Here is a 23,185-nt window from a genome sequence, read left to right as displayed (position 1 = left end):
CCTTTTTCGACTACTCATCATTTAAATAATCTGAAACTAACTCATTTTCTTTTAGTTGAATGATTTCATTTTTTAACTGATTTAGATATATTTCGTATTTTATATAGTCTAAACCGTTGAATATCACTAATAATTTGTTAATAAATTCAATATCTATATCTAGTAATGGCACTCGACTGCCACTCCAACTGCTTTCTAAAGGTAAAAATTGTATCTCTTTAAATTGTTCAAACGGTGTTTCTATTTCCTTAAGTATTCTAAAGAAATAGATTCTAGTGTCACTATCAAAAATAATATTGGCTATATTTAGTAAGTGTTTATTTTCTGTATTAGCCTCTTTTCGTAATCTATTTTCTATAAAATCTTTTGCTCTGGTAAGATTACCCTTCATTATTTTTTCTAAAACAGAATCCAAGCCAACATAAATTACTTTCTGTTGTTCTATCAGATAGTCAAGATACAAATTAATAACTATTTCAGAATTAGGATAATCCCATATCCCTTTTAAATGATGTTCGTAGTTATCAACCCGGACTTCCGATTTAAGACGAAGATCTGATAATTTTTTTAAGAAATCAACAATAAATTGATCATCATTAGATTCATTTATTGTTTTGAACAGATACCCTGACCAATCTAGCTGATATTTTAAATTTTCAATGTATAAACTTTTGATTATATCTACACCAATCAGATCAATATATTTTTTTGCATCACCTTCTCCGATATTACGAGGAATGAAAAAATTTGGATTGATTTTGCCTAACTTATACGTTTGGATTATGGTATCTAAAATTTTTTCGCTATATTTTATATATACCTCAAATGATAAAATGCTATACTTCTTGAATAAATTCGAATCAGACTGCTCAATTAAATTCTCTATTTCATTTACCTTACTGTTATCTATTACTTCACATCGTAATAAATTTGCTAACTTCCACTCCAATGAAATAGTATGCGTAGCAGAATTAATTATTTCTTCTACATCTTCAAATGAAAGTTTATCAAAATAACTCTGTGGTAAATAAATCATGGATTCATAGTCGCAATTTAGTATTATACACAGATACATATTTTGCATATCTTTATCTAGAGATCTAAATAATAACAGTAAGCCGTCATCTATTTTGTAATCATCCATGATATCATTTTTCTTAAATGATACAATATATTCAAAAATTACTTTTAAGCCATTTTTATCAATAGAAGTAAAATAGGAAGTAATTTCATTAGTTCGTTCTATTTGGTAATCATTGTAGTTATCCCACTCATCTGATAAATATCTAGAAGTTAAAACGTTATATAGTTCTTGGCGATTGGATATAGTGAATGTATTAAAAGGAACATAGTCGATTTTAAGTTTTTCCGTGATAAATTTAAAATTTGAAATTATATTTTCTTGGACTAGAGTTACATTGTTTATATTAAAAAATGATGATTCGATTATTTTCAAATCGGACTCAATTAATTGTTGAAAACCATTCAAAGCTTCATAAACAGGGAAATCAAACAATAATTTTTCAATCAATATCTTAGCATCATTACTAGAGTGGACATAAATATCAGATAAAGCCTGCAAAATAAACCTATGAAGTCTTCTTAAAGGTTCTCCATCTTTCAGCAAATAGAATTTAAGTTCTCCGTTCCTGTTAAATGTACTACCATTCAATTTTAGAAACTCTTCCGCTACATTCACAAACAATATAGTTACTAACAAGTTTTTATTTTCAATTGCTTGTAGAACACTCAAAATCGTTTGCATTTTATCATAATACTTTTGCGATTCTGAATCTAATCCAAAATAATTGATAATTGCACTATACACTTGCATAATTTTATCTGGTCTTTTCTTAAAGTAATTAATCAGCAGTTGTCCAGCATCACTATATTTTTCTGTATCTGATAATGAACATAGTAATATGATAATTTTGTCTGAAACGCTCTGTTGATTTTTATTTTTATCAAACTCTTCTTGAGTGAATTTAAATTCTGAAATATTTTTTTCTTTTTCGATAAAATCAACAATAAATTCTGTTGTTTCAAGGAGTAAGAGCGGAGAGTATTGTATCAAAAAATCTATTTGGTTTTCAGATTGAATAATGTGATTCCATATTTTTTTTAGTTCTTGTTTTAAAAACTCATTTCTTTGATCGCTAGAGTCGATTATATTAGCGCTATTTAAAGAAGTAATAATAGTTTTTGAGTATTTTGGATACAATTTTTTAAATAATTTTTCTAAAGATATTTTTTTATCTTTCATAATATTTTTATAAAGGACATAGTCTTTAAGACTTTGGTCAGTTATTTTTGAGACCTTATCATTGTATATGTCACATAGTTCCTTATGGTGAAGCTCGTAAAGAGACTGTTTAAACTCTTCAAATGATAAAGAAACTAAACATAGCATATCCATTAGTATACCCTCATTTTCAAGTTTTGTTTTTTGAATAAAGCTTAAGATAAATAAGGTTTTTGATTGATTGCTAGATAGATTATTATCGTTAAGTATTTTTTCGTAGTATGATTCTAAAATGCTTCTACTGTCATTTATCCCATCAGCCCCTTGTTCATTAAACATCATTGCAGCTAATACAGCTATCCTGTTGTTTCCATTTGCTAATTTTATGATTCTATCTTCAATAAAATTAGGAATAGCACCAGTAATACCAGATATTACCTTTCTTAAATCTTTATCATGAGAATTAGTTACATCGAATCTTTGAAACTCAATATCTATAAGTTTTTCTTTAAGATATGGTAACGCATAGTCTCTAACTGTCATAATAATTTTTAGATTTTTCTCCATATCAGGTAACATCAATAATGAGAGAATAGCATTCATATTAGTAACAACATTGGCGTCATCTAAAAACAAATAATTAACACGATCAGGATTTAAAGAATCTTTTATATCCTGATAGACGGGTTCTGAATTACTCTTAACACAAATAATATGAGCATCATTAGGTAATTTTTTACAAATTTCAACGGCCAACCTAGTTTTACCTGTACCAGACTTACCTACTAAAAGTAAGGCTTGTGTATTACTGAGTAAATTTAAAGCGGAGAGTACTAATTCTTTATCATCAATATACTGATTCATCAATGAGGCATTAGTTTTACTGCTATCATGGATTTCAATAAATTTTTCCAATGACCAAACTTGATCAGTACCTTTGGAAATACCTAAATGGTCAAAAGCTAAATCTTGATACTTGATTTGTAAGAGTTCTTGAGACAATGTGTCAATTCCGATTAACTCTAATTCGATTGGCTCAGCAAGTGTTTTTAGTTCTTTGTCCTGTGCTACTGTAATATTGGAAGATGTATGGCAACAAACAATTTGTTTTATATCATTTTTTTCTAACTTTGATTTTGTAATTGCCTCTTCAATATCCACTTTCAATTTTGCTGTTGCATCTTTTCTTGTCCCGTACATAACTAAAATATATTGATTACTTTTTTTATCATGATAATAACTATCTGGAATTCCTTTAGTTGTTTTGTCTGTCCCATCCATAGAACCTAGCGAGTGTATATTGTCCCATCCATTTTTTTTATAAAGATAACTGTCACATAGTTTTTGGAATTTCCCTCCTTCTAAAGATTTGATTTCAGATTGTAATCTATTTAACTTAGACATTTTGAAACCTCCTTTAGCGTATATCAGTATCTGATTAATAATATTAATAGATTATTTATTATTGTTTGTTTAGTTTCTAAATGAAATTTTTGGTGTAGTAGAAACGTTGTTTAGTGCATTATCAAACACACTTACTTCAACAGGAATAGGGAACAATTCACCAACAATAAATGTTGTTCCACTTGGTAAATAGGAGATTCTGGTTAATTGATTGGAATCTATATACGGAATAGTACGTAACATATAATCTAAATCAAGATTGTTTTTTATTCTGTGGATAAGATAATTATTACACTGAGATAATACAGTTGAAGACAGTTCACTCGGTCTTTGGCTAGATAAGAAGATAAAGCAGCCAAATTTTCTGCCTTCTCGAGCAATTTTCTTGAAAAGCTCAATTTCTTGAAATGAACTATTTTCTCTAGATTTAGAAATGTATCGATGAGCTTCTTCTAAAACAAATATATTTATCTCTCTCGTATCCAATGTTAAATGCTTATTTTTTTCAAAAATAATTTTCAATAAATAAGATGAAAAAAACAGTAATAAATCATCATCTAAATCAGAGACAGAGTATACAGTTATTTGTTCTTGACTAATAGGGGTGGGGGCGCCACTACTAGATAATAAAGTAGCATATCGAGTTTGAATGCTTTTTATTCTAGTCTCCAATGTGCCACAATGTGATCTAGCTTGTGCATTTCCTTTACATTCTTCTAGTAAAAATGCAAATTCTAACCCGTCTAATAAATTCTTAAAGGAATCAGTTTTGTATTCGCTTTCTGTCAATTGATCGTGTAGAAATGAATATTCAATCTCTCCTGGATGCATAGCTTCCATTTGCTGAGTTAGAGACGATAAAAATCTTTCTTCTGATGATCCTTGGAAATTTGCGTATTGTGCATTATATTCACTGGTATCTATACCTGTACCATTTAAAACGTTAATAATCTTAGTTCTTCTAGCAACAGCATCCGTTTGCACGAAGTTATACAAGGTTAATGCAAGGTAACATCGTAGCCAAGTTTCTGAAATTAGGCTGTTTTTTAAAGCATCGGACAATTTGAGTGCTGTTTGCAAAATTGGTAATTGAACTAAGTCAGAAGGTTTCACTAAATTTATCCAATCTTGCAAATCTAAACTTTCGATATTAATTTTATAGTCATGAAGGACATCAATTTTTTTGGTGTTAGCTGCTTGAGAATACTCATCATGAACATCTAGAATGTGTAAATGTAAATTACTTGTACTAAACTTTTTTGTTTCAGAAATTATCTGTCTAATTGTAGTAGATTTTCCTGATCCTGTATTTCCTAAAATAGCGGTATGATGGTTAAAAATTTTAGACAAATCAATTTGAGCATTGTATTTTTCTTCAATAAGTCCTAACTCCAGTACATCACTAGAATTATCAATTGCAAAAATCATTTTGTATTCATCTTCACTGGTTAAGTACACTTTGTTTTGTAATGAAGGATAATGTTTCATATTAAATTCTATTTTTTCGTTTTGAATAATACCTATTGGAATGCAATCAAATTTGCCTGTGTAATCCAATTTAGAATTCTCTAATTTAGATAGTGGCTGTTCCTTATCCTCGGCTTTAATAACTTGATAGATAAACTTCTGACTGATGTCATTGACTATAGTGACATAGTCTACGACTCCTTTGGCAATATAAGTATGACCAGAGAGGTTATAGTTCAGTTTGCTAAAATCCGAAACTTCAAAAACTAGTTTATTATAAGAAACACTTATAACTCTTCCGATGTTATGCATCATTTTCACCTGTTTCATCTAACTTTTCTTTAAACAAGTATTTATTTGTTATCACATCAAAATAATGTCCTTTTCTTCCATCTTCCAATTTCCCGCCGATGACATGTACGTTTCTTTGCTTATTATATTTTTCATAGAATTCTTTCATGTTGCCTTCTTCTATATCTCCAAAAATTATAAGATTGAAATCTTGATTTTGAAGATTTTGCGAAATAATGTTATTAATGTGTTCATCTGGAAAGCCATAACCAGCTACAATTAATGTTGTATTTGGTTTTTGTAATGTTGTAGTGAACTCTCGAAATAGTTCTGAATAAGGAGTTTGTGCGGTTTCCTGATGTTTCAACATTGTAGGGTAAATAACAATGTTATTTGTAGCACTATTATTTTGACACAGCATTCCCTGTGTATCTTGAGACCAGTTTATTGAACCATGAATTTTATATAAGTTTACCTCTTTCTTCACTGGTTGCCATCTATCTTTATAACGTTCAGTATCATCAACTAGACGATATTTAAATCTATTAATATCAAAAGACTGCCTTAGCTCAGTAGTAAAACCAGTTGTATATGAGAAACTATTATTTTCTAGCGCAAATTCATTAAATAAATCATAGTTAGTTGTGAAAACGGCTAATTTACTACTTTCAATACTTCTAGAATTAAAAATAAACTTATAAAATTGTGTATAGATGTCTATTGTGGGAGAGTTTCTATATTTTTCATCTTTCAATCGAGGAATTGTTGCTATAAACTCTTTCTTTATCTTTTCGAAAAGAAGTGTTAATTTTTTTTTAGCAGTTTTGTCACGCTCAAAGCTTATACCATTCTGTAACCAGTTGAGAAGACCTTCAATATCATTAAAGCCATCTACTTTATCTTTTTTTAAGTATTCTTTAACTTTAGCGACGATATCCTTGTTTTCTGGTTTAGATAAAATATCTTTCATAGTAACACCCATCATAGGAATGGCGGGTGTCGAACAACCTGAACCTATAAAAACCGCTAAATTACTTGCCCTTAAGGATTCTTTTAAGAAAATTCCAATTTTTTGAGTTTGTTCTTTGATTTCACCAATACCATCAAGGTGATTATTAAGTCCTTGAAAATGATACAACCCTGTATTTTTCTCTTCTGTAGACATTGTAACAACCCTTTCTATATATTTATTTCATGATTAGTTTCTATAGCTTGTGTACGATCCATATACCTATAGTTTGGAGATATCTGAGCATCTGGATATAAATAAGACGGCAAATCATTTTTTAATTTAAATTTATAAAATAGCAATTTTGAATCTCCATACATGCCAAAAGGTCCATCTACTTCAGAGTAGAGAAAATAGTTGCCTTGCAAGCTATCGCAGTGGTTACAGACATTTGCAAAATATGTATCATTAACTGTTTTTGAATACTTAATTTTGCAACCAAATTCTTTAGTCAATATTTCTTTTATTTTTTCAGGAATATCTTCAGAAATTGACCATAATTGCAAGTCATAACCAGTCTCATCTATAACATTTATATATCTATCCTCTGTTACATCAAAGACATTGGTTGAGTCTGCTGAAAATGCAAAAACCTTTGTCTTTTTCTTACATTTCCAACAAGTAGTTGTTCCTTCTAAAATACCTACATCTCTTGTGAATACAATACTACCCGGAATCCATTTTCTGAACTTATAATAAAATTCAGGCTTTGTAGCATACCATTGCTTCTTTTGATTATCCCATTTTGCATATAAACTTTTAGCTTCATCTTTTTCATTAAACGGAACATTTAGATACAACATTTTATTCACTCCTTTAAAGAATACAGATCGACTATTTTTTATAAAAACGTATATACTGTTATATTACCACGAGCATAATACAAATTGTTAGTTTTTTCTAAATGTATGTGGATGATTCTAATTACATAAATGCAAGCTTAGCTTGCCAAAATAGGAAGTGAAAAAAATAGAAAAGGAATGATGAACAATGGCAGTAACAACAGAAAAAACTCTAAAGAAGCAACTAACAACTTCTAATATGTTTAACGATCGAATAAGAACAACAAACTTTAATGAATTAAGTACCCAAGAGCTAGTTGAGCTTTCATTCAATTTAAAACCTTCACAAGCAGCTGAACTATTAGAAAGTATAGATGTTCTAACGGATCTAAAAAATGTTCGTACCAAGTTTTCATCAAATAAGGAATTACAGTTTGAAGCAAGCTTTGAACTCTCAAAGCGTATTTTGCAATTTGGTGTGAAAAAGGAGAAGATAACAAGCTCGTATGGACTTGCTCAACACTTAATTCAAGAAACACGTGATTTAGAACAGGAGCATTTCATTCTTATAACTTTGAATACTAAGAATCAAATTATCAGGAGGCGGACATTATTTATTGGAACGTTAAATCAAAGTATTGCACACCCTAGGGACATCTTTCGGGAAGCAATAAGGGATAATGCTGCACAAATTATCATTGCACATAACCACCCCTCAGGAGATCCAACGCCCAGTGAAGCTGATTCCGTATTCACATCACGACTAACAGAAATTTGTGAACTTATTGGAATACAAATGTTGGATCATCTTATTTTAGGAGAATCGACTTATTACTCCTACGCTGAAAATTAAGTATCATTTTTAAACAATTTGACAGAACTTGACACGTATATTAAAATTAATTTTATTCAAAAAATATTTATTAATAACGAAATTAATTCATGAACTTTTGAGCTATTCACAAATCAAAATAAATGTTGTATTCTAGCCTTAGCTGTTTTAGCCAAGGCTTTTTTCGACGTCAAAAATCCTCTAATTCAGCCCATATGAAAGTGATGATTGCTTAGATTTAAACAAAAATAAAAAGACTACAAATTGTAATCTTTGAATTTTTCTATTCAGATAAATCGACGATATTTTCAATCAGCTTAGTCATTTGTTCACGTTTTGGTGAATCTTTGACTTCTCGCATAAGTTGCGCTAATGCGGGGTCATCACTTTCTAAATCTAAAAAACTAAAAAATTCGGACGGTGTCATTTTCAAGCCAACAATAATTTTATCGAGTGTATTCAGAGTAATATTAATTTCATTACGTTCCACTCGGCCCAAATATGTGTCATCTATTCCAGTTGATTGAGCTAATTCAGCTAACGTCATTTTTTTGTTCGTACGATAAGCCCGTATTTGAGCTGATATCCGTTCATTTAGCACACCATCACCCTCTCTCTACTTAATAATATAGCCTCGATGACAAAAAAATAAGATGACAAATGTATTCATACAACCTATAATATGCTATATATGTATTTATTTTTAGATTTAAATATATATGAGTATGGAGAGAGAGAATTTTCAATGCTATTTAATAAAAAAGGAGGGAATATTAAGATGAGTATCCATTTTTTACCCAAGCGATGTTTATCAAGCTCACAATTACTTCACATAGAAAAATATTTATCTGTAGGTATTTCAAAATGAACAAAAGTGAGGAATTTATGATGGAATTACATGATTTCAAACAGATTGGTGACTATGAACGTCAAACCGTTGCCTATACAAAAGAAATGGAAGAGATTATTAAACAGCTTGGAGTTCTTTCAGCAGAGATTCATAACAAAGAAATACAGTATCGATTTCTAGAAGAACATCTTAGGCATGTTGAATCTCTTCAAATAGCTTCTAGCAAGCATGCTCAAGAAATTCGTAATAAAGCATTGGAGAAAAAATCATGAAAAATTTATTTGGACTATTACTAGAATTTCTAAAAGGACTCAAAAAAGGATTTTTCAATGAAGGTAGACCTGTGAGAAATAAGCAAGATGCAGAAGGTTGGCGGTATATTAGTGTTAATGGGAATTTATCATTTGTTGGTTATGACATGGATGATAACAGTCCCTATTTGACCATTAGAATCTTAAATTCAAAAAAGCCAGCTATCTACTTCCCAATCAGCCATAATACTTTTGCCAAATTGCAACATCAAGTTGGTTGTCAAGCAAGTATTCAGGGTACAGAATTCAAAACATATGATGGTCGAATTTATTATAAGTGGGAGCAATATACTATTGATGGAAAAAGCTACCATAATTTCACATAAAAACTAATTGGCTGAGAACGAAATTGTATAAAAAGGAGACGATTTACTTGAAAAGGAATGGTTATTTAATGGCGGCTGTATTGTCACTTACGATATTTATGAGTGGATGTGGTAGTTCAAAGAGTGAGTCACATCAAAAACAGGAAGAAATTACTACGAGTATTTCTTTAGAAAATAGTTCAACTAGTTCTGAAACTGAGAGCAAAAGTAATACCCAAGAAAATTTAACGCTACCCAAGAAGATCTTACTAAGTAATGGGGATGAATGGTCAAAACCAGCAGATGTGAAACAATTCGTGGGTACATTTAGTACGTCATCTATTCGGATGGACGCCGCAGGAATGAAACAAGTCGACATTGCTAAAATAAAAATTAATGAAGATGGTAGTTTTAACTACATTGAATATTTAGAAACCCACACGGAAACAGGGAGAGAGGATAGTTATTACATTTCTGATAATAATGAAAGTTTGGAATCGTTAGGATATGAAGTTTCAAATATTCGATACGTTACTGGTATTTTAGGAATGGAATATGGGGAAATGACTGCCTTAAAGCTTGAAGAGTTTAGTTTAGGTATACAACCATTTATTAATTCTGACGGAACGATAACTGCTCAAAGAAATCCCAAAAATCCCAATTATGAAACAGTAGATGTTAATAAAGAAGCTGTAGTTGAGGGAAGTATAGATTTAATTTTTGACAATGATAAGATAGTTTCTAATGATTTAGAGGCTGAGTTTAGTGAAGATAGTACAAAAAATATTATTGATAAAAGTGTCTATGAACTGTCCAAAGAATGGTCTGAAACTGGAAAACAAGATTTTGATGATTTAAACGAATTTGTTCAGTATGTTCAAGGTAATCATACTGTTGCTTCAGAAAAATGTATACTTCCTAACATTTCTGAGCTTAGCGATGGATATACAAAAGACAATGAAAATATCAAACCTATTTTTGCAATCGTTTTTGAAAACAACTCTAGTACAAGAATTAAAGGAAATAGTCTATCTGGAAGTAATCGAACGCTTTATGCATATGATGGCAAAAATATTTATACATCTGACTATGATGATTTAGAAAGCCTTCAGTGGTCAGAATATGAGAATTAGAGATTGGGGTTGAATGTATTGAAATCAAAAATTAGACTATCGATCGTAACAACGTTAGCAGTATTAATAATAAACATATTAACCCCCGTAGCTACTTTCGCTGCAACTTGGAACGGTGTAGCTGGCGTATCAGATGCTACTGTAAATTCAATAACTCAATATGAAAACGAAGCTGTAAGCTACAATTCACAAATTAGTACATTAACCACAAGTATCAATCAAAACCAAGCAACAATTGATTTATGGACAGGTTACTTGCAACAAGCAAAAGACCCAAATAATAAATTATGGTACGGTCGTGAAGCAGAATGTCAACGTACAATCGACAACAACCGTGAACCGATGAACCAACGAATCGCAGAACGTAATCAATTGTACGAACTGCAAAACCAAGCATTAGCAAACGCTGCAAATGCACGTGCTCAAGCAGATGCTGAGGCAGAAGCCATCACAGCACAACAAAATGCAAACAACAATGCAAATAACTCAAATAATGACTTAACAGGTGGTGGCACAAGCAATCCTGAAACCGTCCCTAGTGAAACATTGCCAAGTGAGACAGCACCCTCTGAAACAGTTCCTAGTGAAACACTACCATTAGAAACAGCACCTTCTGAGTCTACGGAAGACTCAAAAACGCCTGAAAAAGATAAAAACAAGGACAAAGACAAAACAGAAGAATCAAAACCTAAACCAGACAAACCAAAAGATGAATCTGAAGCAGGTGAAATCGTCATTGACAATAAAGACGAGATCAAAGATGAATTAAACGATTTCAATCACAGTAAAACTGTCGAAGAGCTTGTAAAAGAAAATAAGAACGGTACATATACCGTAACAGAAGAAGCAATACGCAAAGCTATTCTGGACAAAATCAATATGTATCGCATCGCAAATGGATTAAGAGAAGTTGCTGTATCTGACTCATTAGTTGATTATGCAGCATCAAAAGCAGAAGACCACAAAAATGGCTTAGGTCATTGGGACACGGAAAAATCAAAACAAGAAGAAGCAAACATTCTTGAACTATTTCCAAATATCCTATATGTCACAAATGACTTAGCAACGTTCCAGAGCGACTTTGATACACGAGAAGTCAAATCAATGGAAGCAGCTTTAAAACTAGCTGACAAGCTTGCAGAAGGGATTGTAGGCGAATACGGAGGTTTCCTATCAGATGGGCACAAGTTCGATATTCTCGACCCTAATGCATGGCTAGCGAACTTGATTTTAACATCAAAACAAGAAGCATATACTGATGTATGGACAGGTCAAACAAAATACACAACAGTTTGGTATCTAGCGTATGTATATGCAGCAACAGAATAACAATACAAACATTCTTAACGAATTTTCGTTGGGAATGTTTTTTTTCTAAAAAAGTTAGTTTCACGTCATTTCCCACAACACCTGATTTTCAAAATTGTTGAAATGAATCCACCTCTCGTTAAAATAACGAAAAATTATAAAAAACAGAAAATGAATGGGAAATGCGGTTCCTAAAAAATAGGAACCAGTAAATACTGACATATCAAGGATTACAGCTCTAAGAAAATACTAGTTCCTAAAAATAGGAACCGATAAAATGCAAAATCATACAAAAATTAAGGGATAATATATTAAGAAAATCCTCAAATAACGGTATTCTCGCTCCAAAAATCGTGTTATGTTATCATCTTTTCCCTTTGAGTATAAAGGTTCCTATTTTTTTCAAACTCCATTTAAATAAATTTGCTCTCTTATCCACAGGTTATGAATAACTAATAACATAACATTAACGAAAAGAGCATGTTATTTTTTATTATTTAATGGGTTAAATAAAGGAACCAAGGGAACAATAGTCTATTAAGCATGATATAAGAGGATTTAGTAGTTCCTATTTTTACAAAAAGGTTCCCTAATTACATGTGAAAGTTCCCTAGTTGCAAATTTATCAGGACAAACTAGGGAACCTTTATCATTAAATTATGTGTAAGAGCAAAATGTAATAACGAAAAAGTGAACATAAAAGATTAAATCGTTAACAAGTTATCCACAGATAACAAATCTAAAATACTCAAAAATGACAAAAAACTAGGGAACCGAAAGGAACCCTCTAATTAAAAGTTCTTACAATAAATTTTAAAAAAAACCAAATAAAAGAAACCTATTTAAAGAATATAGATCACAAAATTGATTCTGAAGAAAACGAAATGGCCTAGAAACAAAATATATCGCAAATACAGCATGTGTTGACTGAAAATAATACCCAAAATAGTCACACGAGATTTTTTATCTAAATTTAGTGAAAAAACTACACGAAAACCAATTTTTTGATTGGTTCTTTTTTTAATACCAGACTAACCCATTCCCTCGTGAATCAGAGTACGATCATTAAAGAAGCAACCATCTTTTCTTTTTTTATTGGAACCTTGTCATAAGACACGTTCATCTCTTGATTCTTACCGTCATTACTTCATTCGGTTCCCTTCCCTTCCTTTCGGCTATTCCCCTGGTATAACTACGTTTTCCGGCTCAAGTCAGCCCAATAAAGCTATGAGATACTAGGCTTCAAAATGAGCAGGGAACCCCCTCGCCTCGGCTACTTGTTTAGTAACCTTTCCAGTGTCCGATTCGGCTCAGCCCTTTCCCATTTTGTACACCCACTACATAATTTGATAGGCTTGCAGCCAGCTTTTTTATAATAGGTTTCGGTACGAAACCTCTACCACCTTCGGTACGTATTGTAAGATACTTCACTGCATTACGCTACCGCCTTGTGCACGATCTGGGCGTCACTACGTTCTCGCCCTAAAATGCATTTCCTCAATCAACTTACTAATATTGCAACACCTATAACCTATACAGTGAAGTTTTTGATACTCCTCGACATGACGCTGTGCTATTTTACTGTAAAACAGTCGATACACCCTGTACAGCAGAAGTCCCCTCATTTTTACAATATTAGGTACCTCAACTCAACGCAAGAATGTGGCTTACAGCTTGGCTAATGTACCTGATGCACCTGGTGTACCTAAAAATCACTGCAGCGATGCTCGCTGTAAATGGCGTCATATCAACGTTTTTTTAATGCAGGTACCTCATGTTGAAAAATCGAGGTACACAAGGAAAGAGCATAAGGGGGATGTATGTACAATCGAAACTTCGTTTCAATTGTCCAGTCAGCATAGCTGACCATCCCCCTCACTGCGACACTACAAAAACCTCTACGAGCTTTTCTTCGGTCTTGCCCTTCACTCCGTTGCGGGTGCTCTTTTGTTGCATTTCATTGTCTATCGACAAGTGAAATACTAACAAAAAGCGGAACAACATATATGTCGTTCTACAGAAGAAATTGAATTTTTAGATAACAATAAAACAGAATTGATTACATCTTCATAGAACAAATACAACGTATGTACACAACGTAATTACACACAAAAGAATGATTGAAAATGATTGTAAAATCTATGTTTAATTTGTAGAGCACAAGAAAGATATTCGATATGAAACAATGTGAAGCATAAGTTGATTAGCAACTGCTTACTGTTGCTAATGCTGTGATAAATCACAGCCAAAAAAGTGAATACACAAACAAAAAGAAAGTAGTGATAAAAATGAAACGACTTATTTCTTTATTAAATGACTCTTATGATGGACGTAAATCTCAAAAAAGATTTTTATTAGTCCTTAACGCTTATCTAACTATAAAACTAATTCAATTTATTAATTTTCTATTTTACTCACCACGAATTCAACCAACACCTTCAAATTCTATTCAACCTATTCATTTTGTACTTCTCATTTTCATTCTTACTTGGTTCTTTGCAATTAGACCATTACGAGGTGTAAAAAGAGCTCAATGGAATTTTCTAGTAATCACATTACGTTGGAAAATAGCACTACTTACACTTAAAGTAGAACAAAAATTTAAGGAGGTGATTCAATGATTCTAGATACGAACAACCCCAAAGTTAATGACATCTTTTGGATTAATAATGGTGATAACACTGTTCATGTAGTTGCAAAAGAGAATGCCTTATTTGCAGCGATCCATTCTGGTGATAGTCATTCATCAATTGCAGCATGTCTTTTTCTAAGCGCTGAAAAAAGCTATGCTGAACAAGGATTCAAAATTTGGAAACCAGATACGGTTTTCACAGATGATGAGTTATTACCATAAAAAATTTGCCTAGTCTGATAATATTGGGGGAAGATGTATGGAAAAATTAGTCACTTACAACATGATGATAGAAGCAAACGGTCATCGATTTGGTGGAGATAGTGAACATTGGATTTATCTAACTAATTTAAAAGCTTATAATGAAAGTGTCTTATTAGGTGTATATCTACACTTCCCTTTTGATAGCGATGACTTAGATACAGCCTATAAAGCAATCTATATAGGTAATGAATTTGTAGACGAATACGGCTATCCTTACGAAGAATATTTCATCACTGACTATGACGCCCCATTTTCTATAGAAGAGTATGATTCTCCTAGATTATTAGCAGAAAAATATGATAGTTTGGAAGAGTATATGGGTTATCCTGATGAGGTAATTAGAGTAGTTGTGGAAGATAGCAATGCTGACATAAATATTATTGAATTGGATAATACAGAAATGAACGATTATGAGAAGCTAGGATATGCTTTAGTTGATTCAGGATACTATGATATTCCTGAGCATTTAACTAATTATATTGATTATGAATCAATTGGGAGAGAGTATGAACTTAATGCTAGTGGTAGTTTTATACTTAATTATTATATTGAAATCTTATAAAAAAATAGATGACTTTTTAGAAAGCATTTTAGATTATTAGGGGTTAGTTTAAAAACTGCCTCTTTTCGTTTTTGTCTTTTCTCTGTATAAGAAGGTTAAAATTAGCTAAGTAATGGCTTCAAAGATAAAAACGATTTGTTAAATTGCCGTTGCAATTAGTATTCGAAGCTTGTACAGTTAAGATATGATTATAAATTGTTAGGAGGTAGAGTATGTGCGAGGTCTTCCTATTTTCGAAAATTATTTAAAAATGAAAGAGAGTCTAGATTTTGTTCAAATGATAAAAATTCATGAAGATATCTTAAATAATGCAGATAGTAACAATTATGACTTCTTAGAAGTTTGGAACGATATTATTCAGTCTTCAATAAAATATACAGCAACTCGTGCTGAATGGATTTATTTGAATAATGAACAAAAAATAGATAAGGCCTCTTCAAGAACGATGGAACATAATACCGTTCTCAATAATTTTATTGTTTTGGAGCGCATATTTAAGTTAAATGCATGGAATAGTGAGGATTGGACTAAAGAACTTTTTTTAGAAGATAATGTACTAAATAGAACTAGACGAGATATATCTGAGCATAGGCAAAGAATTGGAGATTTTGCTAACTATTTGACTTTCATTTATGCGATTCATGGTCGTTGAGTAACAGAAAAATGTAGAAAAGGTGAGGAAAATGAATAGTTTTGTCAAATCTGATATAGGAGCAAAAGCAGCTTGGAAAGGATTTTCATCACAAACCACATATATCGCGTCTCGCTTAATTGAATTACCCTCCAATTTTGAGTTGCATCCTGAGAAGGTCGAAGACCTATTAATAACGAGAAATGGAACTCCTGATGAGCTCATTCAGATAAAAAATCTGACTAATAATTTAACATTGTCTGATTTAAGTCCAGCAGAAAAGGATTCTTTTTTTAGACGTTGTTTATCAATAAAAAAAGAAAATCCGAATGTTACTTTAAAAGTTGTTTCGTTTGGGAAAATAGGACAAGAGTTAAGTAAATTTCCTGATAATTCATCGACTGAATTCTCCAGAATAGAAAAAAAGTTACTTGATAGTGGATATTTGAAAGAAGATATACATTGGCTCAGTGATAGGCTTTCTTTTGAAATAGTGGATGAAGGAGCTTTAGTTCAACAAATCAAAGAGTGTTTTAGTCATACTATAGAAACTATGGCAGCGCCAGAAATTGTCTTAGATATCCTTACTCAATACGTTGCAAGTCTTTCGAGGTATTCCAAACATACTAATAAAATTTTATGGGAAGAAAAAATTCAACAAATAGGGATAGACTTAGCTTCGCTATCAGGAGTTTCAAAAGAGTATGGGAATTCTTTTATTCCAATGACAGAATTTAAGGAGTTAAAAAATGAAAAGCAATTAACTGAGGAATATTTAGCAGGTGTAAATGCACAACCTCAACATATTAGATTGAATTTAGATATAGAGCGTTCTTATTGGTTAGATAAAATTGACGAATCGTTCAATGAGTATCAATTTGTTTTGATAAAGGGTGCTTCGGGACAAGGAAAGTCTACATTAGCATATAGATACCTACAAAACTTCTATTCTGAAAATGATATTTTGTGTATTCAATCTGTTACTAGTGAATCTCAAGCACAAGATATTGTTATAGCTTTAAATGGACTCGCAAAAAAACATACTAATCTAATTGTTTATTTTGATGTTTCACCTCGTGATATAAACTGGAATTGGATTTGTGAAAAACATAATGCATATGGCTCTAATTTTAAGTTACTAGTTTCAATTAGAGAAGAGGACTTCCGACGAACAAATTTTGATAGCTCTAAAACTCCAGTAAGAATAATTGATCTTCAACTTAGCAAAGAAGAAGCGGAACTTATTTTTTTAATGCATCCACAAACTATTTTTCGTTCGTTCATAGAAGCTTGGAGAGCTTTTGGTGAACAAGGGCCAATGATGGAGTTTGTGTATTTATTAAATAGCTCAGAAACATTGGAACAAAGACTAAGTTTTCAAGTAAAGAGGATTACAGATGAAAAAGATTATACCGAAGAATGGTTAAAAGCTTTACTGATAATTAGTTATGCTGGTCAATATGGAATAGATATTGATTTTCAAAGGTTAATAAGGGTATGTCCTTTGAATAAAGCTAGCACAGTACTTTATTTGTATGAACAAGAATATTTAATCAAAGTTACTGATGAGAATAAAAAGATAGAAAGCTTACATGTGCTAAGAGCAAAAATTTTGTCAAAAGTACTTTTAAACTATCTGTATATTTCCGAAGAGGACATTGTATTTGGTGTTATTGAGTCAACCTTTTCTAGCGTGTTGTTCTTATTGGTTTCTTTTTATTGTGATAATGAAATAAATAGTAGATTTATAAACTTGTTAGGGTGCTTGCATTTCAATTCCTGGGAAACATATTCTAGTGTAATTAAATCTTTGCTATGGCTAGATGTGAGAATACTCTACTTGAAAAACAAATCAATTTTAGAGGAGTTAGATAAGCTTTCTCCGGGGAATTTCCCTATTTTTCTATTAGGTGATATTACAGGATATATTCCAAATTTTGACGGGAAAGAATCTTTTGAGTTTTTACGTGAATTTCAACCTGAAAGAGTTGAAAAATCAGAAATATTAATTGAAAAAATCCCTCAAAAAACTCTTAATTTTATTATGCTGGATGAATTTATAAATGTATCTAAGCTCAATCTGCCATATATTAGCATGAAAAGAGCAACCGAAATTAGCTCTGTTGGCTACAGCTTATTTTGGTTTGCAAATAGAGGAGTGTATTTAAACGAATTACAGCAATTATTACCTCTTCAACTACCTGATAAAAAAGAACTACTGGATGCATTACTTAATTTAGCTATAGGTATTCAATATCAAAAATGGAATGATGTATATGATAGATACTATCCACTTTTGTTAAAAATGTTAAAAGAACAATATAGTATAGTTTATTTGAGTGAAAAAAATAATAAATATGAGGTGCTCTATTTATTAAATATGTATGACTCTGAGTCAGCTTCTGAGCAATATTCTAATGAATCTATTATGGCAGTTGTAGGAGCGCTCAGAAGAATAGATATAACTAAAAAACAATATGACGTTAGACTTATTGGAGATAAACTTCATTCTGATCTAGAAACTCCTGAAGTTGCTAAAAACATAAAATCAGAAAAATTGCCTTGGCTATGGATTACGGAAATAAATGGTTGGTTTTCAAAATTACATGATTATGATTTATTAGCTGATACATGGGGTGAGGTTGATAGAGTATTAGTAGATTGCATTGATAAAAATAATGAAGTATTTAAACTTATAGATAAGATGTTAAATCGTTTGTATAAGAAGGGAAATTTGATTGGATTCGATCTTAATGTTGTTGTTAATCAAATTAATGATTTAATGGAAATCTTGAATGATAGCCATCTGTTTTATCCGAAAACTTCTGTAGATAGATATGGAATTGACATCGCTAATTACAGTTTAAATCCTCACGAATCCGCTAAAAAAAATAATGAAGAAAGTTTGGGCTTTCAAAAAAATAAAGAGTCTAAAGGTGATTTTAGTAACATATGGAGAGATTTTAGTCAAAAGTTAACTAATTTTTATGAGAATATGCACGTACTTTTAAAGGAAAGGATAAAAAAAGAAGAAGTTAGTCAAAGGTCTAGAGTATCATATATAAATTTGATGGATGCTTGTGATCTACTTCCAAAACTATGTAAAACTTATGAAACTGAATTTCCACTATCATCAGTAAAAATCATTTCTGAAACAGAGTTGACAAGATTTCGACTTATTAGCTCAGCGTGGTCACACTTATTTTTAAATGAATTTAGAATTGATAGGAGTGCCCTTTATAACAGAAAGGAATATATAAAAAGATATCTACGACAAGTTAATAATTTCTTGAATCAAAGAATACAAGAAATTGATGGAGTAGTAAGTTGTGAAAGAATTGAGAACCATTACGAAATAACAGTTGATATAGCTGAAAATGAAAGTTTTTTTACAATATTAGTTGATACATTTAAAGAAGTGTTTCCAGATATTGGAATTTATACTTTTGAAAATAGTTTATGGAATAATGAGTTTGAGTACTTGGAAATTAAACAATCTATATGTGGTTATGAGATTCCACCAGTATATAAAATAGCAAGTGAAAAATTTGCTTATATGGATGCATCTAAAATAGAAAAATATATGATGACTTACCAAACGTCAAAGAATGTGATTATAGATAATAAATTGCTAGTTGATTTTCTTGGATATAATGCAAATCAAGGAGATTTAAGATTTATATTTAACCATCTTATGGATATTTTCAAAAATATTGAATCAGTATATTATAAAGATGGTTTTGAAAAAGAAATTTATTCAAAATGGTCGGAAAAAACAGAAAGCTTTAGTTTATCCATTGTTAATAATATATTTCAAGCAATTACACAAGTGAATAATTATTTATATTCTGTTTTTGGAGAAGATGAACGTAATTTGGAATTAATTCAAGTAATTGAAAATAAATGTGCGAGTCTAAAAAAAATCATCCAGATAGCTATTAATAATAGTGATATGAATGCTCATGAAATTGTTATGGTGGATATTGAGATGAGTTACGCTGAATTGCAGAGTGTCATTCAAGATTATACAATGGAAAATGGGATGAAGATTCAAGTATGTTTGGAAGGTAATTTGGATCACAGTAATTAAAAATTCAACTTGTAATGGTTACAGCAACAGTTGGAATCAATACTTTAATTTGAAAAATTCATCTCTTTAGAAGAAATTGGTTTACTGCCATAAGACACCTATGCGCATCTAGAGATATAAACTCAAATCATTAAAAGATAGAGACGATAAAGATGTTTTGTGTATTGGAAATATTAGAAAAGACAAGAAAAAGAAACTGTCTAAAATAATTACTGAATCATAATCAAATTATAAAATAATGTATATAGCGAGGTATTTTATTATGGATTTTAATAAGCTCATAAAAATAGAAAATACAGATATATCTTTAAATAAGCTCAAAAAGAAGAGTGAAGCATTAAATAATCTAGATTTACGGGAACAAATAAATAACTCCAAACTGTTACTTATTCCAACACGGACAGTCAATGAAAAAGAACTGTATCCTGAAGGGACAGGGGATTTTTACAGATTCTTAATAGATCAAGACGATAGTAAAGAATTACTAGCGGAATTTATTGTAGACGATGAAAATTATGGTGAATTAGAATTACACTCAGATATTGTATATTTAGCGACTATGGTCTTTAGTGGAGTAGTTTTACCAATAATAATTAATGTGGTGTCAGATTATATCACGGAAATGCGAAAAAGAAAAAATGAAGAGTTTGATGTTGAAGTTTCTTATATCTTTGAAGAAGATGGTGGAAAGACTTCTAAGAAAATAACCTATAAAGGCAAAGCAGAAAATTTTGATGAGACCATGAAATCACTAAAAGAGAATTTTGAGAATGATAGACAAAATTGATGAGATTGAATATGAAGTTATTAGAGCTAGAGAGATAATCAAACAAGATAAAATCGATAAATTGAATAGTTTGAAAAGTGAAGCTCTTAGCAATTATGATGTAGACTGTGCAAACTATATATGGCTATTTTTAACGGCCATTTCAATAAAAAATAGTTTTATAAAAGCCTATTCTTTTGTAAAGAATAATGAATACAAAAATGCTTGGGACACTTATGAAAAAATTGAAAGCATGCTTATGGCTGTTAGAAGAAATTTTCCAGATAATTTTGGGAAAATGCAATTAGATTTCATAGAAGAAAAGACTAGGTCGTTTCAGAAATTATTTCCATATCAGTACTTTATGAGTAGAGAATCAATAAAGAAAGTTGAATATTGCAGCATTTGTCAAAAAAAAATAGTTTCACCACGAAATGCATGTATGCATATTCCAGGAAAGGTCTACTTTGGTGAAATAGCTAACAGAATAGTAACAGATTTAGAAATTGTAGCAATTGCATTGGTAAAGAATCCAGCAGATAAATTCGCTGTCATTTTTCCAAATGAGTTAGAGTATAATTATGATGGACTATCTACTTTGATTAGTATTCTCCAGTCGCCATATGATGATTGGAATCTTAAAATTACTAAAAAAAAGAATAGTATTTATAATGGAGTTGGAAGAAATGATATTTGTCCTTGCGGTAGCTATAAAAAGTATAAACGTTGTTGTCAAGGAACAGATAAGGAATTGATTGATTCTTATCAAATTACTATATCTGAAAATCCTCGGGGGATTAAGCCATTTACTATGGATCTTCCTACATGGAAATAACCGACTTAAAATTAAGATGATAGAGTAGATCATTTCGGCTCGCATTATTTTTAATATTAAAAATTGATTCCATTTCTTTCAAATCCACTGAAACTTTGAAATGTGGATTAGGCTATATTCATTGCTATTAAAGGATTTTGAATCTCATTCAAAATCCACACAATCGAACCAAATTTTAAGAAAAGTAGTGATACAGAAAAAAAGTCCCTTGCCAGATTAATATTTGACAAGGGGTTTTTGGTAGGGAAAATGGTAGGGAACCATATCATTTTTAATGAAAATCAAGCATTTCATAAGTTGAAAAACGTTGATTTATCGGCATTCCCCATTCATATTATGTTTGCTCTTTATTCCCTTGGGATCGTGGCTGGGAGATTGGTCATAAATGTGTTCATTTGACCATTTCCCAATGGAAGCTGGATCATACGGGTCATGATGCTCTTGTTCTTTTCAAACGCCTTCGCCAGTTCAGGCTCTGCTTGTTTCATTGTTCTTAAGTGTGAATACGTACAGGTCAGGAAAACGGGTTCATCAAGAGAGGTCAGTTCTGCCCGTTCTTTTTGATAGATGGTTGAAGGGATTCTCATCAAGTAACGGAGCGCATGTTTCTCCATAAAATGAATCAGATCCAGTGAGGGATACCCACGATCAAACAACAGCAGTCGCGGCGATTGAAAAGGGATCGTTTCCGAAGCAAGAAGATTCCTTTTTGCCAGTTGTTTTTCACCGACATGAAGAGAATCAATCTGAAGATTGATCAAAAAACGTTGAATACATCCATCAAGCCGCTTGTTTGTACTCTTACGGATGTTTCACCAAAGCGATTGCCATTTTGACTGAAAAACGCTCGATTTTCTTTTGAATTTGGGACCTCCATGCGACTGCCGTCAATGGCGAAAACAAGGTAATCGTGCCAGGTTGTTGATGTGTCGTGTGTATAAAAATGAGAAAGATACTGTTGGTTTAAAAAACGAAATGCTTCGGGATTCACTTTCTTTTGTTGTGAAAGAAAGGCTTGTTTAGATAGCGTCATATCAGAGGCCCCCTTTCGTTTTAACTAGTGGTAAACTTCCATCGTTGCGGTAAGGCCACGTTTGAAAATAAATAAATAAATGACCTCTTTTAAAGGGAATTTTCGATTCCGGGTAAAACTGTTCGGCGAATCAGGGAATCGTGCAATGGAATGGAACTGAGAAGAACCGAGTGAGCGGGCAGTCAGATCAAATCGCTTGTGATAGGGAACAGCCATGCAAATCCCCCCTTTTCTTTTACTGTAAAAAATTTTGGGAGAAAAGAAAAGAGAAACTCCAACTTTTTTTTTGGAGTTTCTCTTAAGTTGACGATGTTACCAGGTAAGTACAATCATTTAAGGCTTTTGCTTGGGCTAAATGCTGTACAGCTGATTATAAGCAATATCATCGATTTAAAAGGGCAGGCTTTCTTCTCAGCGTATTTCCTTATCTGGTTTTGG

The 23,185-nt window shown here is 31.5% G+C and carries 20 protein-coding genes; 12 read left to right on the top strand and 8 right to left on the bottom strand.

Features of this window, described 5'->3' with window-relative positions; translation table 11 throughout:
• Positions 1 to 10: 10 nt before the first annotated feature.
• The 4 genes from LI951_RS14320 to LI951_RS14305 all read right to left on the bottom strand — a co-directional run bounded on the left by LI951_RS14320 (position 11) and on the right by LI951_RS14305 (position 7,216).
• On the bottom strand, positions 11 to 3,646 hold the full coding sequence (locus tag LI951_RS14320; protein WP_229442710.1) for a hypothetical protein: 3,636 nt from the start codon (positions 3,644 to 3,646) through the stop codon (positions 11 to 13).
• Positions 3,647 to 3,715: 69 nt separating this feature from the next.
• Positions 3,716 to 5,443, bottom strand: coding sequence for an ATP-binding protein (locus LI951_RS14315; RefSeq protein WP_229442708.1), 1,728 nt, complete (start codon positions 5,441 to 5,443; stop codon positions 3,716 to 3,718).
• Complete coding sequence (locus tag LI951_RS14310; protein WP_229442706.1) at positions 5,418 to 6,569, bottom strand: SIR2 family protein; 1,152 nt, start codon at positions 6,567 to 6,569, stop codon at positions 5,418 to 5,420. The genes LI951_RS14315 and LI951_RS14310 overlap by 26 nt, the downstream gene beginning before the upstream one ends.
• 14 nt (positions 6,570 to 6,583) lie before the next feature.
• On the bottom strand, positions 6,584 to 7,216 hold the full coding sequence (locus tag LI951_RS14305; RefSeq protein ID WP_229442704.1) for a DUF5710 domain-containing protein: 633 nt from the start codon (positions 7,214 to 7,216) through the stop codon (positions 6,584 to 6,586).
• A 187-nt stretch (positions 7,217 to 7,403) separates the two neighbouring features.
• Here LI951_RS14305 and radC point away from each other — a divergent pair, with 187 nt between their 5' ends.
• Positions 7,404 to 8,048: a RadC family protein gene (gene radC / locus LI951_RS14300; protein WP_229442702.1), complete on the top strand. Its 645-nt coding sequence runs from the start codon at positions 7,404 to 7,406 to the stop codon at positions 8,046 to 8,048.
• A 262-nt stretch (positions 8,049 to 8,310) separates the two neighbouring features.
• On the opposite strand, the gene LI951_RS14295 is transcribed toward radC, so the two are convergent.
• Positions 8,311 to 8,628 (bottom strand): helix-turn-helix domain-containing protein, encoded by a 318-nt coding sequence (locus tag LI951_RS14295; RefSeq protein ID WP_229442700.1) that lies wholly within the window; start codon positions 8,626 to 8,628, stop codon positions 8,311 to 8,313.
• Positions 8,629 to 8,891: 263 nt separating this feature from the next.
• On the opposite strand from LI951_RS14295, the gene LI951_RS14290 reads away from it, so the two are divergent.
• The 11 genes from LI951_RS14290 to LI951_RS14240 all read left to right on the top strand — a co-directional run bounded on the left by LI951_RS14290 (position 8,892) and on the right by LI951_RS14240 (position 21,714).
• The gene (locus LI951_RS14290; protein WP_229442698.1) at positions 8,892 to 9,149 is read left to right on the top strand and encodes a hypothetical protein; all 258 of its coding nucleotides are present in this window, start codon (positions 8,892 to 8,894) and stop codon (positions 9,147 to 9,149) included.
• On the top strand, positions 9,146 to 9,514 hold the full coding sequence (locus LI951_RS14285; RefSeq protein ID WP_229442696.1) for a hypothetical protein: 369 nt from the start codon (positions 9,146 to 9,148) through the stop codon (positions 9,512 to 9,514). Before LI951_RS14290 ends, LI951_RS14285 begins: the two co-directional genes overlap by 4 nt.
• 47 nt (positions 9,515 to 9,561) lie before the next feature.
• Positions 9,562 to 10,626 carry a hypothetical protein gene (locus LI951_RS14280; protein ID WP_229442694.1) on the top strand — a complete coding sequence of 355 codons (1,065 nt, stop codon included), beginning with the start codon at positions 9,562 to 9,564 and terminating at the stop codon, positions 10,624 to 10,626.
• A gap of 18 nt (positions 10,627 to 10,644) precedes the next feature.
• On the top strand, positions 10,645 to 11,955 hold the full coding sequence (locus LI951_RS14275; protein ID WP_229442692.1) for a CAP domain-containing protein: 1,311 nt from the start codon (positions 10,645 to 10,647) through the stop codon (positions 11,953 to 11,955).
• Between the two features lie 2,267 nt (positions 11,956 to 14,222).
• Positions 14,223 to 14,555: a hypothetical protein gene (locus LI951_RS14270; protein ID WP_229442690.1), complete on the top strand. Its 333-nt coding sequence runs from the start codon at positions 14,223 to 14,225 to the stop codon at positions 14,553 to 14,555.
• Positions 14,552 to 14,788 (top strand): hypothetical protein, encoded by a 237-nt coding sequence (locus tag LI951_RS14265; RefSeq protein ID WP_016633607.1) that lies wholly within the window; start codon positions 14,552 to 14,554, stop codon positions 14,786 to 14,788. Before LI951_RS14270 ends, LI951_RS14265 begins: the two co-directional genes overlap by 4 nt.
• A 37-nt stretch (positions 14,789 to 14,825) precedes the next feature.
• Positions 14,826 to 15,392, top strand: a complete 567-nt coding sequence (locus tag LI951_RS14260; protein ID WP_229442688.1) for an antirestriction protein ArdA — start codon at positions 14,826 to 14,828, stop codon at positions 15,390 to 15,392.
• Positions 15,393 to 15,606: 214 nt separating this feature from the next.
• Positions 15,607 to 16,044 (top strand): hypothetical protein, encoded by a 438-nt coding sequence (locus tag LI951_RS14255; RefSeq protein WP_229442686.1) that lies wholly within the window; start codon positions 15,607 to 15,609, stop codon positions 16,042 to 16,044.
• Between the two features lie 31 nt (positions 16,045 to 16,075).
• Entirely contained in the window at positions 16,076 to 20,113 is a 4,038-nt protein-coding gene (locus LI951_RS14250; protein ID WP_229442684.1) for a hypothetical protein, read from the top strand.
• 262 nt (positions 20,114 to 20,375) lie between these two features.
• Complete coding sequence (locus LI951_RS14245; protein WP_229442682.1) at positions 20,376 to 20,900, top strand: hypothetical protein; 525 nt, start codon at positions 20,376 to 20,378, stop codon at positions 20,898 to 20,900.
• Complete coding sequence (locus LI951_RS14240) at positions 20,884 to 21,714, top strand: YecA family protein (RefSeq protein ID WP_229442680.1); 831 nt, start codon at positions 20,884 to 20,886, stop codon at positions 21,712 to 21,714. The genes LI951_RS14245 and LI951_RS14240 overlap by 17 nt, the downstream gene beginning before the upstream one ends.
• 347 nt (positions 21,715 to 22,061) lie before the next feature.
• Here LI951_RS14240 and LI951_RS14235 read toward each other — a convergent pair whose 3' ends face one another.
• The 3 genes from LI951_RS14235 to LI951_RS14225 are packed head-to-tail and all read right to left on the bottom strand — an operon-like array spanning position 22,062 to position 22,963.
• Positions 22,062 to 22,475, bottom strand: coding sequence for a hypothetical protein (locus LI951_RS14235; RefSeq protein ID WP_229442679.1), 414 nt, complete (start codon positions 22,473 to 22,475; stop codon positions 22,062 to 22,064).
• Positions 22,472 to 22,747 (bottom strand): hypothetical protein, encoded by a 276-nt coding sequence (locus LI951_RS14230; RefSeq protein WP_229442677.1) that lies wholly within the window; start codon positions 22,745 to 22,747, stop codon positions 22,472 to 22,474. Before LI951_RS14230 ends, LI951_RS14235 begins: the two co-directional genes overlap by 4 nt.
• 24 nt (positions 22,748 to 22,771) lie before the next feature.
• Entirely contained in the window at positions 22,772 to 22,963 is a 192-nt protein-coding gene (locus tag LI951_RS14225) for a hypothetical protein (protein ID WP_229442675.1), read from the bottom strand.
• Positions 22,964 to 23,185: the final 222 nt, after the last annotated feature.

The sequence above is a fragment of the Enterococcus sp. BWT-B8 genome, from assembly GCF_020567625.1.
Lineage (GTDB): Bacteria > Bacillota > Bacilli > Lactobacillales > Enterococcaceae > Enterococcus_L.
Note: the sequence above shows the minus strand (reverse complement) of the source record. Positions and strands in the feature narration are given on the sequence as shown.

Bases quoted from the DNA above. Each gene is read 5' to 3' on its own strand.
- LI951_RS14320 (WP_229442710.1), bottom strand. From the start codon at position 3,646: ATGTCTAAGTTAAATAGATTACAATCTGAAATCAAATCTTTAGAAGGA.
- LI951_RS14315 (WP_229442708.1), bottom strand. From the start codon at position 5,443: ATGAAACAGGTGAAAATGATGCATAACATCGGAAGAGTTATAAGTGTT.
- LI951_RS14310 (WP_229442706.1), bottom strand. From the start codon at position 6,569: ATGTCTACAGAAGAGAAAAATACAGGGTTGTATCATTTTCAAGGACTT.
- LI951_RS14305 (WP_229442704.1), bottom strand. From the start codon at position 7,216: ATGTTGTATCTAAATGTTCCGTTTAATGAAAAAGATGAAGCTAAAAGT.
- radC (WP_229442702.1), top strand. From the start codon at position 7,404: ATGGCAGTAACAACAGAAAAAACTCTAAAGAAGCAACTAACAACTTCT.
- LI951_RS14290 (WP_229442698.1), top strand. From the start codon at position 8,892: ATGAACAAAAGTGAGGAATTTATGATGGAATTACATGATTTCAAACAG.
- LI951_RS14285 (WP_229442696.1), top strand. From the start codon at position 9,146: ATGAAAAATTTATTTGGACTATTACTAGAATTTCTAAAAGGACTCAAA.
- LI951_RS14270 (WP_229442690.1), top strand. From the start codon at position 14,223: ATGAAACGACTTATTTCTTTATTAAATGACTCTTATGATGGACGTAAA.
- LI951_RS14265 (WP_016633607.1), top strand. From the start codon at position 14,552: ATGATTCTAGATACGAACAACCCCAAAGTTAATGACATCTTTTGGATT.
- LI951_RS14260 (WP_229442688.1), top strand. From the start codon at position 14,826: ATGGAAAAATTAGTCACTTACAACATGATGATAGAAGCAAACGGTCAT.
- LI951_RS14250 (WP_229442684.1), top strand. From the start codon at position 16,076: ATGAATAGTTTTGTCAAATCTGATATAGGAGCAAAAGCAGCTTGGAAA.
- LI951_RS14245 (WP_229442682.1), top strand. From the start codon at position 20,376: ATGGATTTTAATAAGCTCATAAAAATAGAAAATACAGATATATCTTTA.
- LI951_RS14240 (WP_229442680.1), top strand. From the start codon at position 20,884: ATGATAGACAAAATTGATGAGATTGAATATGAAGTTATTAGAGCTAGA.
- LI951_RS14230 (WP_229442677.1), bottom strand. From the start codon at position 22,747: ATGACGCTATCTAAACAAGCCTTTCTTTCACAACAAAAGAAAGTGAAT.
- LI951_RS14225 (WP_229442675.1), bottom strand. From the start codon at position 22,963: ATGGCTGTTCCCTATCACAAGCGATTTGATCTGACTGCCCGCTCACTC.